This is a genomic window from Novosphingobium sp. PhB55 (assembly GCF_004368805.1).
In the GTDB taxonomy this organism is placed as follows: Bacteria; Pseudomonadota; Alphaproteobacteria; order Sphingomonadales; family Sphingomonadaceae; genus Novosphingobium.
In genome coordinates this window covers 428,368-443,586 of record NZ_SODQ01000003.1, presented here as the reverse complement: position 1 = coordinate 443,586, position 15,219 = coordinate 428,368, and the positions used below count along the sequence as shown (strand labels likewise).

General features: G+C 67.7%; 12 protein-coding genes and 2 riboswitches. Of the genes, 5 read left to right on the top strand and 7 right to left on the bottom strand.

Annotated features, from left to right (window positions below):
* Nucleotides 1-97: 97 nt before the first annotated feature.
* Nucleotides 98-289, bottom strand: a riboswitch (cobalamin riboswitch).
* A gap of 102 nt (nucleotides 290-391) precedes the next feature.
* Nucleotides 392-616, top strand: a riboswitch (cobalamin riboswitch).
* A 172-nt stretch (nucleotides 617-788) separates the two neighbouring features.
* A complete protein-coding gene (locus tag EDF57_RS09590) occupies nucleotides 789-2,111 on the top strand; it encodes a cobyrinate a,c-diamide synthase (RefSeq protein ID WP_243840980.1) in 1,323 nt (440 codons plus the stop codon).
* Here EDF57_RS09590 and paoC read toward each other — a convergent pair.
* The 7 genes from paoC to EDF57_RS09555 all read right to left on the bottom strand — a co-directional run bounded on the left by paoC (nucleotide 2,101) and on the right by EDF57_RS09555 (nucleotide 11,168).
* Nucleotides 2,101-4,299 carry an aldehyde oxidoreductase molybdenum-binding subunit PaoC gene (gene paoC / locus EDF57_RS09585; protein WP_134094024.1) on the bottom strand — a complete coding sequence of 733 codons (2,199 nt, stop codon included), beginning with the start codon at nucleotides 4,297-4,299 and terminating at the stop codon, nucleotides 2,101-2,103. The genes EDF57_RS09590 and paoC overlap by 11 nt on opposite strands.
* A complete protein-coding gene (locus EDF57_RS09580) occupies nucleotides 4,296-5,246 on the bottom strand; it encodes a xanthine dehydrogenase family protein subunit M (protein ID WP_134094023.1) in 951 nt (316 codons plus the stop codon). Before EDF57_RS09580 ends, paoC begins: the two co-directional genes overlap by 4 nt.
* Nucleotides 5,243-5,908, bottom strand: a complete 666-nt coding sequence (paoA, locus tag EDF57_RS09575; protein ID WP_134094022.1) for an aldehyde dehydrogenase iron-sulfur subunit PaoA — start codon at nucleotides 5,906-5,908, stop codon at nucleotides 5,243-5,245. Before paoA ends, EDF57_RS09580 begins: the two co-directional genes overlap by 4 nt.
* Nucleotides 5,909-6,059: 151 nt before the next feature.
* Nucleotides 6,060-7,538, bottom strand: coding sequence for a PepSY-associated TM helix domain-containing protein (locus tag EDF57_RS09570; protein WP_134094021.1), 1,479 nt, complete (start codon nucleotides 7,536-7,538; stop codon nucleotides 6,060-6,062).
* Entirely contained in the window at nucleotides 7,535-8,101 is a 567-nt protein-coding gene (locus tag EDF57_RS09565; RefSeq protein WP_132268556.1) for a hypothetical protein, read from the bottom strand. The genes EDF57_RS09570 and EDF57_RS09565 overlap by 4 nt, the downstream gene beginning before the upstream one ends.
* A complete protein-coding gene (locus EDF57_RS09560) occupies nucleotides 8,095-10,389 on the bottom strand; it encodes a TonB-dependent receptor (protein WP_134094020.1) in 2,295 nt (764 codons plus the stop codon). The genes EDF57_RS09565 and EDF57_RS09560 overlap by 7 nt, the downstream gene beginning before the upstream one ends.
* A 122-nt stretch (nucleotides 10,390-10,511) precedes the next feature.
* The gene (locus EDF57_RS09555; protein ID WP_243840979.1) at nucleotides 10,512-11,168 is read right to left on the bottom strand and encodes a GntR family transcriptional regulator; all 657 of its coding nucleotides are present in this window, start codon (nucleotides 11,166-11,168) and stop codon (nucleotides 10,512-10,514) included.
* A 194-nt stretch (nucleotides 11,169-11,362) separates the two neighbouring features.
* Here EDF57_RS09555 and EDF57_RS09550 point away from each other — a divergent pair, with 194 nt between their 5' ends.
* From EDF57_RS09550 to EDF57_RS09535, 4 genes are read left to right on the top strand one after another with little or no spacing between them, the layout of a single operon-like run.
* On the top strand, nucleotides 11,363-12,835 hold the full coding sequence (locus EDF57_RS09550) for an aldehyde dehydrogenase family protein (RefSeq protein WP_134094018.1): 1,473 nt from the start codon (nucleotides 11,363-11,365) through the stop codon (nucleotides 12,833-12,835).
* A 10-nt stretch (nucleotides 12,836-12,845) separates the two neighbouring features.
* Nucleotides 12,846-13,631: a carboxymuconolactone decarboxylase family protein gene (locus EDF57_RS09545; RefSeq protein ID WP_134094017.1), complete on the top strand. Its 786-nt coding sequence runs from the start codon at nucleotides 12,846-12,848 to the stop codon at nucleotides 13,629-13,631.
* On the top strand, nucleotides 13,621-14,442 hold the full coding sequence (locus EDF57_RS09540) for an NAD(P)-dependent oxidoreductase (protein WP_134094016.1): 822 nt from the start codon (nucleotides 13,621-13,623) through the stop codon (nucleotides 14,440-14,442). Before EDF57_RS09545 ends, EDF57_RS09540 begins: the two co-directional genes overlap by 11 nt.
* On the top strand, nucleotides 14,439-15,209 hold the full coding sequence (locus EDF57_RS09535) for an SDR family oxidoreductase (RefSeq protein WP_134094015.1): 771 nt from the start codon (nucleotides 14,439-14,441) through the stop codon (nucleotides 15,207-15,209). Before EDF57_RS09540 ends, EDF57_RS09535 begins: the two co-directional genes overlap by 4 nt.
* The last annotated feature ends 10 nt before the right edge of the window (nucleotides 15,210-15,219 follow it).

Here is a 15,219-nt window from a genome sequence, read left to right as displayed (position 1 = left end):
GCGGACGACGCCCCCCTCCCGCGCGGCGCGTGCCGGCACGGCAATGGCTGTCGTTGCGCGAGGAATGGCCCCGTTCGCCCGGCTCACCCTGTCCGGTCGAAGAACGACGGCGTCAGGCAGGTCTCCTGGCTCACGGGTCAGTGCCGTTTCGGCCGCCTTCTCAGGGACTTGCATCCCCAATGGCGAATTGGCCGCACGGCTCGCCGCTTACAGTTGCAGGGGCAGCCCGGGCATTCACCCGCGTTCCCTTTTGATCCCCTTGCGGGGAACCTGTCGCTGGAGCGCCCCTATCCCGGTGGGGTGCCGCGTGCAAGAGCCCGGCGCTTGCGCTGGTCATGTCCCGCGCTTGCGCTTGCCTTGTCCGACGCTTGCGCTCCCTGGCGAAGTACCATAGGCCCGCCGGGCCAGGGGTGCCCGCAAGGGCTTAATCGGGAAGTCCGGGCCAGAGGGGTAATCCCGCTGGAATCCGGCACTGCTCCCGCAACTGTAACCGGGGATGCGCCCCGCCAGCACGCCATTGGCACCGCGCGGTGCCGAGAAGGCGGCGGAAGGCGCGCCGATTCCAAGAAATCGGGCCCAGGAAGTCAGGAAACCGGCCCCCAGCCGTCGATCCTTCGCGCGGGCGGGATGTACCGGGCGGACGGGGGCCATGCCCGATGCGGAGCGCTGCTCCCCGCGGACCCGGTCTTTCGCGAGACGACAAGCCGTACTTGCGCCCAGGAGGATCGAACCGTCATGCCGCCCTGCCCCTTCCGCCTTTCGGATACCGCTCCGTCCGGACGATATTCGTGCCTGCCCGCATGACGGCCTGTCCCGCCCTGCTGGTCACCGCGCCCTCGTCGGGACAGGGCAAGACCCTCGTCACCGCCGCGCTGGCCCGCCGCCACCGCCGCGCCGGGCGCAAAGTGCGGGTGTTCAAGTGCGGGCCGGACTTCCTGGACCCGATGGTGCTGGAAAGGGCCAGCGGCGCGCCCGTCCACCAGCTCGACCTGTTCATGTGCGGAGAGCGGGAATGCCGCGCCCTGCTGCACGAGGCCGCGCGGGACGCCGACCTGATCCTTGTCGAAGGGGCGATGGGCCTGTTCGACGGCACCCCCTCCTCCGCCGACATTGCCCGCCTGTTCGGTCTGCCGGTCATGGCGGTGATCGACGGGGCATCGATGGCGCAGACGTTCGGTGCGCTGGTCCACGGCCTTTCCACCTACCGCGCCGACGTGACCCTGGCCGCCGTGCTGGCCAACCGCGTCGGCAGCGCGCGCCATGCCGAACTGCTGGAGCGCGGCATGCCGGACGGCGTGGAATGGCTTGGCACCCTCCGGCGCGATGCCGGGCTCGGCCTGCCCGAACGGCACCTCGGACTGGTGCAGGCCGGGGAGGTGGCGGATATCGAGGCGCGCATAGACCGCGCCGCCGACAGTCTGCCCGAAACCGCGCTCTGGCTGCCCGAGGCGGTGCCCTTCCCCGCCCCGGAAGCCGCCGAAGCGCCGCCTTCCGCGCTGTCAGGCCGCCGCATCGCCATTGCCCGCGACGAGGCATTCGGCTTCATCTATCCCGCCAACCTCGCGTTTCTGGAACGGGCCGGGGCGCGGCTCGCCTTCTTCTCGCCGCTGCGCGATGCCATGCTGCCCCCTTGCGACGGCTTGTGGCTACCCGGGGGCTATCCCGAGCTGCACCTGGACGCTCTTTCCGCCAATCGCCCGATGATCGCGGCGATCCGCGCCCACTTCCAGGCAGGGCGGCCGATCCTGGCCGAATGCGGCGGCATGCTTTACGCCTCCGAGAGGCTCGAAAGCACCGACGGCGCCAGTGCCGCCCTGCTCGGCCTGCTGCCGGCGCGGGCCGTGATGCAAAGGCGGCTGGCAGCGCTGGGCATGCAAGAGATGGAACTGGGCGGTCATGTCGCGCGGGGCCACACGTTCCACTATTCGCGGCTGGAAACGTCCCTTTTGCCCACCGTCAGCGCCGTCACGCCGGACGGGCGGCCGGGCGAACGCCTGTTCCGCCACGGACCGCTCACGGCCAGCTACATGCACTTCTACTTCCCCTCGGCGCCGGAGCTGATCGCCGACCTGCTGACCTGCCAAACCGCCGACCTGGGATTCAGGCGATAGCCGGCAGCTTCGCAAGGTGCTTGTCCAGCGTGAGCGGATAGTCCCGCACGCGCACTCCCGTGGCGTTGTAGACCGCGTTGGCCACGGCCGCGCCGACGCCGCAGAGCCCGAGTTCGCCCACGCCCTTGGCCTTCATCGGCGAGACCTTGTCGTCCGCCTCGTCGAGGAAAACCACGTCCTGGTGCGGAATGTCGGCGTGGACCGGCACTTCGTACCCGGCAAGGTCGTGATTGACGAAGAACCCGAAGCGCTTGTCGACGGCCAGTTCCTCCATCAGCGCGCCGCCCACGCCCATGGTCATGGCGCCGATCACCTGGCTGCGCGCCGTCTTGGGATTGAGAATGCGTCCGGCCGCGCAGACCGCCAGCATGCGTCGCACCCGCGTCTCGCCGGTATAGGCGTCCACGGCCGCTTCCACGAAGTGCGCACCGAAGGTCGACTGCTGGAACTTCTTGCCCAGATCGCCCCACTGCATCGTCTCTTCGGCAACGATCTCGCCAGACTTCGCCGCCTCGGCCAGGGCGGCGGAGCGGTTGCCCGCGCGCACTTCGCCATCGGCGAATTCCGCGGTGGCCGGATCCATGCCAAGCCGCTGCGCCGCGGCTTCGCGCAGCTTCACGCAAGCCGCATAGACGCCCGACGTGGAGCTGTTGGCGCCCCATTGCCCGCCGGAGCCTGCCGAGGCCGGGAACGAGGAATCGCCCAGCTTCACGCGCACTTTCTCCACCGGCAGGCCCATCATCTCCGCCGCGGTCTGGGCGATGATGGTGTAGGAGCCGGTGCCGATGTCGGTCATGTCGGTCTCCACCGTGACCACGCCGTCGCTCGACAGCCGCACGCGCGCGGCCGATGTCATGTTGATATTGTTGCGGAAGGCCGCCGCCACGCCCATGCCGATCAGCCAGCGCCCGTCGCGCATCTTGCCCGGACGCGTCTGACGGCGTTCCCAGCCGAAGCGCTTGGCACCGTCCTCCAGGCATCGCACGAGGTTGCGCTGCGAGAAGGGCCGCTCGGGATGCTCGGGATCGACTTGCGTATCGTTGAGGACGCGGAACCGCACCGGGTCCATGCCCAGCTTCTCGGCCACTTCGTCGATGGCGATCTCCAGCGCCATGAGGCCGGGCGCTTCGCCGGGTGCGCGCATGGCATTGGCTTCGGGCAGGTCCAGTTCGGCCAACCGCAGGGCAGTGAGGCGATTGGCGCCGGCATAGAGCAACTTGGTCTGCTGCGTCGCCGATTCCGGGCCGCCGCCGGGAAGGTCGCCGGACCAGCTTTCATGGCCGATCGCGGTGATGCGCCCGTCCTTGCCGGTGCCGATGCGGATGCGCTGGATCGTGGCCGGGCGGTGCGTGGCGTTGTTGAGCATCAGGGGCCGCGGCATCGCGATCTTCACCGGCCTGCCGCAGGCCTTCGCGCCCAGCGCCGCCATCACCGCATCGGCGCGCAGGAACAGCTTCCCCCCGAAACCACCGCCGATGAAGGGCGAGCGGACATGGACTTTCTCCGGCGGCAGCTTGAAGGTGGCGGCCAGCTCCTTCTTGTTCCAGGCGATCATCTGGTTGGACGTCCAGACCGAGAGCGCATCGTCTTCCCACCAGGCGATGGTGGCGAAAGGCTCCATCATCGCGTGGTTCTGGTCGGGCGTGGTGTAAGTCTGGTCGAGCTGCACCGCGGCCGAGGCGAAGGCGCCCTCGAAATCCCCGGTATGGGTATCGGCATCGCTGCCCGTCAGCGGCTGCGCACCGGGCTTCGCCTTGGCGAGATCGAAACGGCCGTTACCGCGCTCGTATTCGATCCGCACGGCATTGGCGGCATTGCGCGCCTGCTCGAAGCTCTCGGCCACGACCACCGCCAGCGCCTGATGGTAATGGTCGACAGCGGGACCGCCCAGCAGCTTGGCCGTGTTCATGCTGCCCTTGCCCAGCGGCTGTGCATTTTCTGCGCTGACCACCGCGAGCACGCCGGGCATGCGCATGGCTTCGGCCGTGTTCATCGCCGTGACCCGCCCCTTGGCGATCCCGGCACCGATCACATACCCGTAGGCCGGCCTGGCCGGCACGTCCTTGTGCTCGTAAGCATAGGGGGCCTGCCCCGTGGTCTTGAGCTTGCCGTCCACGCGGTCGACCGCCTGGCCGATCACTTTCATGGCGTCGATGGGATTGGAGCCCGCAGGCGTATCGAACTTCATGCCCGGTTCTCCTGGATGATCGCCGCCAGCGTGCGCTCCGCCAGAGTGACCTTGAAGGCATTCTCATGGGTCGGCCGCGCGTCTGCGAAAGCCGTGCGCGTCACGGCGCCCGCGCCGTTGCGCAGCTGCGCGTCGGCGGCTTCGACCCGCCAGGGCCGCGGCGCGACGCCGCCGAAAGCCACTCGGCCGCTGCCGTCCTCGTTCAGCACCGCCGCCACGGAGACGAGCGCGAAGGCATAGGAGGCCCGGTCGCGCACCTTGTGATAGACATGCCGTCCACCCGGCGGCTTGGGCAGAGTGACGGCCGTGATCAGCTCGCCCGGCTGGAGCACGTTCTCCAGGTGCGGCGTATCGCCCGGCAGGCGGTGGAATTCGCCCACCGGCACGCTGCGCGTCTTGCCCTGGGCATCGACGGTCTCCACCGCGGCATCCAGCACGCGCAGGGCGACCGCCATGTCGCTGGGGTGCGTGGCGATGCAGGCCTCGCTCGTGCCGACCACGCCGAGCTGGCGGCTGAAACCACCGATCGCCGCACAGCCGGAGCCGGGCTTGCGCTTGTTGCAGGCCTGGTTGGTGTCGTAGAAATAAGGACAGCGGGTGCGCTGCAGCAGGTTGCCGCCGGTCGTCGCCTTGTTGCGCAGCTGGCCCGAGGCGCCTGCCACGATGGCGCGCGTTAGCACGCCGTAATCGCCCCGCACGCGCTTGTCCGCGGCCAGCGCGGTGTTGCTGACCAGCGTGCCGATGCGCAGCCCGCCTTCCGGCGTCTCCTCGATGCGATCGAGGCCGAGATCCTGCACGTCCACGAGATGCGTCGGCGTCTCGATCTCCAGCTTCATCAGGTCGAGCAGGTTGGTGCCCCCGGCGATGAACTTGGCGCCCTTGTGCCCCGCGACCGCGGCGGCGGCAGCGGCCGGCGTCCTGGCGCGCTCGTATGTGAAAGCCTTCATGCCTCGATCTCCGCGCCGTGAGTCTCGGCAAGCTTGACGCCCGCCACTTCCGCCATCGCTTCGGCAATGTTCGAATAGGCGCCGCAGCGGCAGATATTGCCGCTCATCCGCTCGCGCATTTCCAGAACCGTCATCTCGGGAGCGCCGCCGACGTCCTCCTGAACATGGCTGGGAATACCCGCCCTGATCTCTTCCAGCACCGCGACGGCCGAGCAGATCTGGCCCGGCGTGCAATAGCCGCACTGGAAGCCGTCATGCTTCACGAAGGCCGCCTGCATCGGATGCAGGTCTTCCGGAGTACCGAGACCCTCGATCGTGGTGACGGCATCGCCTTCGTGCATGACCGCCAGGCTGAGGCAGGAATTGATCCGCGTACCGTTCACGAGCACCGTGCAGGCCCCGCACTGACCGTGATCGCAGCCCTTCTTGGTGCCCATCAGGCCCAGGTGATCGCGCAAGGCGTCCAGCAGCGTGGTGCGCGTATCGACCATCAAGGCCTGCGCCTTTTCGTTGACCTTGAACGAAACGGCCATCGTCGGGGGCTTGCGCGCCATGGGAGCCTGTCCTTCCGCCATCGTGGGCACCACGGTCAGCCCCACGCTCGCCGCGCTGCCTGCCAGGACCGCGCGCCGCGATACCTCGAAATCCGCCGTTTCGCTCATTGCCCGTCCTTGTCGCACCAGGACGGCAGTTTCCGTCCATCGGGTACGATAACGCACGGCGACGGATTCCGGCACTGTGTGAAATCACATGCCGTCATGAACGAGGCTCATCAAAGAGCGTTCCCGGATCAGGGCCGGGACGATGGATTTCTCAGGCGGCGGTCCTGGCCCTTCCCCGCAGGAGCGAGGCGAGCAGGCCCGCGCTGCCGGCCAGCAACATGGCGTCGATCAGGACCGCACCCCCTTGCGGAAGCGCCGCCGCTCCGTGGATGAGGGCCAGGATCGCCAGCAATGCCGTCAAGGCCCAGCGCCAGGCACGCGCCAGCCGAGAGCCGGGAACCGTCTTCGCCAGCGCCGAAGCCAGGATCGAAAGCACGGTGAAGGCGAGCCAGGCGGCAGGCAGGGACGCTTCGGGCGCAAACCGTGCCAGCAGCGCGGTGAGGCAAAGCACGACCGGCTGCCCCCAGCACACCGCCGCCCAGATCCGCTCCCACTGCGGCGCGGGGCGGCCCCGGTCGCGGCGACGGGCGAGCCAGATGGTCACGCCGCTGGAAGTCACCACGCACAGCGCGATGCCCAGCAATCCATAGGCAAGCCGCACGGCCAGTCCGCCATACCAGCCGAAATGGACCTGGCCGATGCCGCCGAGCACGCGGGTGCCGGTCACGAAGTCTTCGGGGTGTTCGTCGGCCACCACCTTGCCCGCCGCGTCGAACCGGGTCTCGTCCTGCTGGACCAGCAGCTTCGCGCGGCCGCTGAGCACGGTGACGCGCATGTCGGCGCGGCCCGCACGCTCGACCATGACGTTCTGCGGCGCGGCATCCGGCGCACGGGCGCGGGCCTGCGCGATGAGAGCCGCGATATCGGGCATCGGCACCGCCCGCGTATCGACCGGCGGCGGCGCATCCAGGAAGAGTTCGTAGACCTTCTTCATCCCGCCCTCCGGATAGAGCAGCAGGGCGAGCACCGCGACGATGATGGTGCTGAGGCCGAGCAGCGCCCCGGTCAGCGCCAGCGTGAAGTGGAACGGCAGCGCCCAGATCCCCAGGCGGTTGTGCAAGTCGGCCTCCTGCAACCGGCGCGAACCGCCGAGCCGCAAGTGGAAGGCATCGCGCAGCACGCGCGGATGGGCGAGGATCCCGGAAACCAGCGAGGACAGCAGCGCCACCCCGGTCAGCCCGACGATGAATTCGCCCCAGCTACGCGGCAAGTGCAGGTTGACGTGGAGGTGGATCAGGAAATCGGTCCAGCCGGCTTCGAGATCCGACAGCGAGCCGTCTTCGGCCACGGCCCACTTGCGCTCGAAAGTCGGGCTGAAAGCAACCAGCGACGCGCCCTCCTTCGCAGGCGTGGGCAGGGCGAGGTAAAGGGCGGTATCGGCGGGCGCGTGCTGCGCACCTTCGGCAATGGCGCGCGCGGCGGCAGCATCGCTCAGGCTGCGCGCGACCGGGGTGGCGGGCCCTTCCCAGCGTTCGAGATCGGGCGCGAAAACGGCCACCGTGCCGGTCACGCAGACGAGGTAGATCACCGCCGCGAAGGCGAGGCCCAGGATCGAATGGCTGCTGAGCACCGAACGCACCGTTTCGGGCGAAAGCGGCCAGCGCCATTGTTTCTTGCGGATATTGCTCATGCCGACGCTCCCAGATGGGCAAGGCCGAAGCCGACTACGCTGGTGGCGACCAGCACCGCGGTCGCGCGCAGGATGCGGCGGTCGGCCAGGGTCCAGGTCATGGCGAGGCCCCAGAGCACCGGCATCAGCAATCCGCCGATCACGATTCGGGTGCGCGGGTCGCCCGGCAGGTAGACGGTGACGCAGAAGGCGACCGCCATCGCGGCGGTCATCCCCAGAGGGCCGGCCAGCAGGGTCCGCAGCACGCCGCGCCACAAGCGCCCGGGCTCGTCCAGCGGCTCGGGCGCCGCTTCCATCTCCCGCAGGCGCGCGGCCTTGCGCCGCACGCGGCCCAGCCAGACCACCGCCAGCGCGCCGATGCCCTCCATGACCAGTCCGAGCGCGAGACCCTTCACCGGCCCGACCAGGAACGCCGCGGCCAGCAGCAGCCCCAGCAGAACGACCCAGCCCCCGGCAATCATGCCGAGGGCCGAACCGTCACGCCGCAGCCACGAGCGCCGCAGCAGGAAGGCGCCGAGCGCACCTCCCGCAAGCAGCAGGAGGCTGGCCGGCCAGATCACCAATGCACTCCCGCGCCCAGCCCGAAGGTCTGCGGCTCGCCCAGGATCGCCTGATGGATCGCCGCATATTCGTACTGCTTGTACTTCTCGTCGAAGATGTTGCGCGCGAAGAGGAACAGCGACCAGTTCTCCGTCTCGTAGCCGAGCTTGCCGTTCACCAGGGTGCGGGCCGAGACCTTGTATTGCGACTGGTCCTGGCCGACGCCGGTATAGACCGAGGTGCGGTAATTGGCATTGACGTTGGCCGTGAACCCGCCGCCGAACTGCGCATTGGCACCGCCCGAGAGCGTCCAGCGCGGCGCATAGGGGAACTGCGTGCCCTGAAGGTCCACCGTGCTCGTCGCGCCCGTAGGCAGGGTGAAATCGTCGAACTTGGTGCGAACGTGGCCGATCGAGGCATAGAGGTCGACGCCCTTCGCCACGTTTGCATTCGCCTCCACCTCGAAGCCGTAGAGGTGCGATCCGGCGGCGTTGACCGTGTTGTAGTCGTAGGCGTTGAGCCCGAAGTAGGCGGTGACCTGCTGGTCCTTCCACTCCATGTAGAACAGATTGGCGTTGAGGGTCAGCCGCCCGTCCAGCCACTTGGAGCGCAGCGAGGCCTCGTAGTTCCAGCTATATTCGGGATCGTAGGGGATCAGTTCGGCGCGGGCCGGGTTCTGGCTCGACCCGCCCGAGCGATAGGCCCGCTGCACGGTGAAGGCGGTGGTGAGGTCCGGCGTCCAGTCCATGCTGATCCCCGCCTTGGGCAGGAAGGCATTGAACGTGCGGCTGTTCGACGCAAGCGGCGAAGACGCGTCGGACACGAGGCCGAGCACGCCCTGATTGATGACCGAGATGACCGGCGCGTAGGCCGTGCCCATGAAGTTCACGTCCGGCAGCGTGCCGTTGAAGGCGGCGACGGTCTCGGCCGCATAGCGGTTGCGCTCGTGATCGAAACGGAAACCGCCGATCAGCGTCAGCCGGTCCGCCAGCTTGAAGCGGGCATCGCCGAACAGGGCCATGGTCTCGACCTTCTCGGGCTGCTCGGCGCTGTAGGCCACCGGGATCACGGGAAGCTGGGCGCTGTAGGCATTGGCGATGAACTGCGAGGTCGCGGCGTTGAAGCCGCGCGATTGCAGCAGGCCCGCGATCGTTGCAGTGGGGGTGGCGATGTTGACGCGGCTGTTCTGGTCGATTGCGCCGGTGCGGCGATAATACCACGCGCCGAGCAGGCCGCTCAGCCAGTCGCTCTCGTAATTGAGGCGCAACTCCTGCGTCAGCGTCTTGTAGAGATAGCGATTGTCGATCGCCTGGATGTCCTCGGGCGTGCCGTCGGTATCGATCACCGAATGGACCTTCGAACGATTCCAGGAGGTCACGCTCGACAGCTTGAGACTGTCGGTCAACGGATAGCTGATGTTGAAGACCGCCAGATCGCTGTCGATCTTGCCGCGGCTGGGCTGGTCGCCCGTGGAGATGCGGTGGTCGTAATAGTCCGGCACGTCGGTCCGGGCATATTCGTAGAGATAGCCGCCGTCGCGCCGCACGCGGTTGTAGCTGGCCACCGCTTCGAGACCGGGAATGGCGCTCGGCGTCCACTTGAGCTTGCCGCGCAGGTTCAGCGACTTGAGTTCATCGTCATAACCGCCGCGGGTGACGTTGCGGATTAGTCCGCGATCGGCGCGGCGCTCGGCCGAGAGGCGCAGGCCCAGTTCGTCGCGGACGATCGGCCCGCCCACGGCCGCCGAGAAGGTGCGGTCGTCATGCTCGCTCCAGAGCACGCGCGCATCGCCGGTCCAGCGGTCCAGCGACGGGTCCTTGCTGGTGATGACGATACCGCCGGCCAGGGCGTTGAGGCCCTGGATGGTCGATTGCGGCCCGCGCAGCACTTCCACTTGCTGCACGTCCCACATGTCGGTCGGGCCGCCATAGAGCGCCCACTTGGGAATCGGCGCGCCGTCGACATAGACGCTGGCCGTATCGGCCTGCCCGCCCGCGCCCACGCCAGTATTGCTGATGCCGCGAATGGTGAAGCCGGACGAACCGTAAGTCTCGGCCAGATTGGCGGTGCGGTTGTAGACGTCCTGGATGGTGATCAGGTTTTCCCGCTCGATCCGCTCGGGCGTGATCACCGCGATGCTGGTCGGCGTTTCCTGAAGCGTGCGGGCGCTTTTCTCGCCGGTGACGATGATATCGTCCGGGCTGGTGGTAGTCCCCGCCGCGGGATCGCCGGGCACGCCCTGCTGCGCCTGGACGGGAACGGCGAGCGCGGCAGCGGCAACGCCCGTAAGCAATACGGAAAATCTGAACATGAAACCCCCTGTTTCCTCAGGCGGCGACATAGATTTCCTCGATATTGCGAGTCAATCGCATTCTCAATAGCCGTGACCGTAAATCCGATAGCGTGTCCTTCCTGCTTCGGCCCCCCGCCCGCTCAGATGCGCAGACTGGCCATCACCACTTCCCGGTTCTGGCGGTTTGCCTCGAAGCGGGTGAGATCGGGGTCGTTGTCCAGGATAGCCGCGATGATCCGCAGCCGCCCCGCCCGCCAGAGCCCGACACCCGCGCCGAACGATTCGACCACCGGGGAGGCCCGGGTCGAGGCATAGTGCAGGGTCACGCGCGTCAGCATTTCGAACAAGGGCCTGCGGACCATCTGGAACAGCAGCTCCTGGAACTCCAGCTCGAATGCCCCGAATTCCGCCATCGAGCGGAAGGCGGCCGCGCGTTCGCCCAGCCCCGCCAGCCGGTCCCGCAGGGCCTGGTCGGTGCATCGCGCGGCCGCCGTCGCCAGTTCGGTGAACAGCAGGGAGGTCATGTCGAGCGCCTCCTCGTAACCCGCCGGGTTCATCCGCATGTAGGAAACCATGGCGCGCTCCAGCGCCGCATCGTCGGGCCGCGTGCCGTAATAGCCCCCACCCGGGCCGCGCCGCACTTCCAGCAGGCCCTCATGCTCCAGCACCCGCGCGGCCTGCTGCAGCGTGACGATGCCCACTTCCAACGCGCGGGCCAACTGGTGAAGCGAGCCCAGCAAGGCGCCGTCTTCGCAGGCGAAAATGCGTTCCCGCAAGGTTTCGGTCGTGCGTGCCACCAGGTTGGTTCCCCTGCGGCGTCCGGGCGCCAGATCCATAAACTCTCCATAATGTGCCTATTATTTGGCTTTCATGGCCATTCTCGGCCCAATTTTGGCAAATTCAAGTCAATTGACCGCGTATATTTGCCTTCATACCTTTCGCCTGAAACCGAGCGGCATCAAGCGCCGCCACTGGAGAGGATCGAAAGAGGATGGGCTTCCAACATCCCGACATCTCGGCATTCCCCGAGATTTCGCTGGTCATTGGCGACGAACGCGCACGTTCCGGCAGCGGCGCCGACTGGGGCCATGTCTACCCCGGCACCGGCCGCGTCACGCGTGAAGTTCGCCTTGCCAGCCCGGCCGATGTCGACCGCGCCGTTGCCGCCGCCAAGGCCGCGCAGCCGACATGGCGCGCCCTGCCCGGCGACAAGCGGCGCGATCTGATGTTCCGCCTTGCTTCGGTGATCGAGAGCAAGGCGGCGGAAATGAGCCCGCTGCTCACGGCGGAGAACGGCTCGATCCTGATTGCGGGCGGGCATATGAGCCTCGATGCTGCGCAGAAGTTCCGCTATTACGGCGGCTGGGCGGACAAGATCGACGGACGCACCGTCTCCACTTGGGGCGGCCCTGCGCACGACTACGTGATGTACGAGCCTTACGGCACCCTAGGCGTGATCGTCCCCTGGAACGGCCCGCTGTTCGCCGCCACGATGGTGATGGCGCCCGCCCTCGCCGCCGGCAACTGCGTGGTGCTGAAGGCGCCCGAGCTGGCGCCGTGGTCGCTGATGAAACTGATGGAGGCGATCCACGAAGCCGGCTTCCCGGCAGGGGTCGTCAACCTCGTCACCGGCGGGCCGGACGTAGGCGCGGCGATGGTCGATCACCCCGGCATCGACAAGATCGAATTCATCGGCAGCGGCGCGACGGCCAAGAAAATCCTCGCCAGCGCCGCGCAGACGCTGAAGCCCGTCGGCCTCGAACTCGGCGGCAAGTCGGCCGTGGTCGTATTCGGCGATGCGGACCTTCAGGCGGCCGCCAAGCGCGGGCTGTCCGGCGCCGTCAGCGCCAACGGACAGGGCTGCGTCAACGGCACGCGCCTCTTGGTCGAGCGCTCCGTCTATGAGCCCTATCTCCAGATGCTGAAGGCCATGGCCGCGCATGTGAAGGTGGGTGATCCCTTCGCCATGGACACCTTCATGGGCCCGGTGATCTCCGAAACCGCGCTCGATCGCATCGACGGCATGGTCCAGCGCGGGGTCGAGCAAGGCGGCGAAGTGCTTTGCGGCGGCGCGCGGATGGAAGGCGATCACGGCGAAGGCTACTTCTATCCGATCACCGTTCTTGCCGGTGTCGCCCCCTCCAGCGAGATCGCCCGCAATGAAGTGTTCGGCCCGGTCCTCGTCGTCACCCCGTTCGACAGCGAGGAAGAGGCGATCGCGCTGGCCAACGACAGCGACTACGGCCTCGGCGCCTATGTCCACACCACCAATCTCACCCGCGCCCACCGCGTCGCCGGGCGGATGATGGCAGGACAAGTGCAAGTCAACGGATCGGGCGAGGCGATGACGCCTTGCGTGCCCTTCGGCGGCATGAAGCATTCCGGACACGGCCGCCTCGGCGGGATCGAGGGCCTGCGCGAATTCCAGCAGGTCCGCAACGTCTGGGTCAACCTTCAGGACTGAGGAGACGGTCATGGCACTGCTAGACCCCATCGAACGCGGCCAGCGCGGCCTTGAGACCGAGGCCGAAGTCACCGGCCGCGCCGCCCACGAACCGGCGACGCTGTTCGAACAATCGTGGCGCGATTTCGTTTTCGCCGAAGTCTGGACCCGCCCCGGACTGCCGCGCCGCCCGCGCTTCCTGGTGGCGATCGCCAGCGCGGTGACCTGCGGATTGCAGGACAGCCAGATCGACGATTTCGTGCGCGGCGCGCTGAAGACCGAGGCACTGACCTTGGCCGAACTGCGCGAGGCCGCACTGCACCTCGCCGTCTACGCGGGCTGGGGCAATGGCGGCAAGCTGGACCGCGCGGTCACGCGCGTGGCCGAAGAACTCGGCCTGCCACCTGCCGAAGTCCCCGCGATCTGCCCCGACCCATGGGACCCGGACGTCCGCAGCCAGCGCGGGCATGACGAATTCGCCAAGGTCATGACCTTCGCCCCCGGCCCTCCGGCAACGCCCTATCTGGAAGGCATCAACAACTTCGTGTTCGGAGAGATGTGGTGCCGTCGCGGCTTGGACGAGCCTTCGCGTCGCTGGATCACACTGGTCGGCGTCTGCGAATCCGGCGCGGAAATCCCGATCCGCAGCCATATCCATGCCGCCATATCAAGCGGCAACTGCCAGCCTGCCGAGATGCTCGAGTTCTGCCTGCAATACGGCACGCACGCCGGCTGGCCCAAAGCCTCGCGCATTCAGAGCGTGGTGCTGGAGATGATCGACAAGGTAGCAAAGGGGCTCCCCTGGCATGCCAAATGACAAGATCGCGACCGGCTTCATCGGCCTCGGCTCGCAAGGCGGGCCGATGGCCGAGCGGATGCTGGCGGCCGGATACGAACTTACCGTCTGGGCGCGGCGGCCGGAGGCGACCGATGACCTCGTCGCCAAGGGCGCGCACCGTGCGACCTCGGTCGCCGAACTTGGCGAACGCTGCCAGCATATCGGCGTCTGCGTGGTGGACGATGCCGGTGTCGAGCAAATCTGCGCCGAGCTTCTTCCCGTGATGAAGCCGGGCAGCGTCCTCGTCATCCACTCCACGATCCTGCCGCAGACCTGCGAGCGACTGGCGGCGCAAGCCGAAGCACGCGGCATCGCCGTGCTCGACGCGCCCGTCAGCGGCGGCGGCGCGGGCGCGGCGACGGGAACGCTCACCGTCATGTGCGGCGGCAACGAAGCGGCCTTCGCCAAGGCCCTTCCCGTGATCGAGAGCTTTGCGGGCAAGACCGTGCTGCTCGGCCCGGTCGGCTCCGGCCAGCGTGCCAAGATCGTCAACAACGCGCTGATGGCAGCCAACATGGGCCTTGCCCATGCGGCGCTCTCCTTGGGCGAAGGACTGGGCATCGACCGCGCGGCGCTGGCCGATCTGGTCAAGCACTCCAGCGGTCGCAGCTTCGGTTTCGAAGTCTACGCCCGCCTGCCCTCACCCACCGCCTTTGCGCATGGCGGCAAGCTGCTGCGCAAGGACGTGGACCTGCTCGGCACGATCGCCGCGCCGGGCAATGCCCTGGCCCACGCCGCCGATCCCTTCCTCGACGCGGCGCTGGCCGCAATGGAGCAACCCGCCTCATGAGCGTGATCTTCAAGACCCTGGACATGACCGGCAAGGCCGCCGTCGTCACCGGCGCCGCATCGGGCCTTGGCCGCATGACCGCGCTCAAGCTGGCCGAAGCGGGCTGCGACCTCTGGCTGGTCGATGTGAACGAAGCCGGGCTAGCCGAAACCACCGAATTGCTCGCCCCGCATGACCGCAAGGTCGGCAGCGAAGTGGCGGACTTGTCCGATGCCGCCGCCTGCCACGCCGTGATCGCCCACGCGGTGGAGTTGTTCGGCCGCCTCGACGCGCTCTGCAACGTCGCCGGGCTGATCTACCTCGCCAACACACCGCAGATGCCGCAGGCGCAGTACGAGCGGACCATCGACGTCAATCTCAACGCCCCGTTCTTCCTCTCGCAAGCGGCGATCCCGCACTTGCTGGACGTGAACGGCGCAGTGGTCAACGTCGCCTCCTGCGCATCCTACATCGGGGAGGCCTATGCCGCCGCCTATTGCGCCAGCAAGTGGGGCCTTGTGGGCATGACCAAGGCCATGGCGATGGAATTCCAGAAGAAACCCATCCGCATCAACGCCGTCGCGCCCGGCGGCATGATCACTAATATCGCGACCAACTTCACCCCGCCGGAAGGCTGCGACTTCGAACTGCTCAAGCGCTTTTCGGGCCTGCGCGGGCAAGTGGAGGTGGAGGACGTGGCCGACCTTGTCGTCCTGCTCGCCTCGCCCGCCGGTCGCGGCTTTCACGGCGCCTGCCTCTCGCTTGACGCGGGCATCACGGCAGGCTGACAGGAGACGA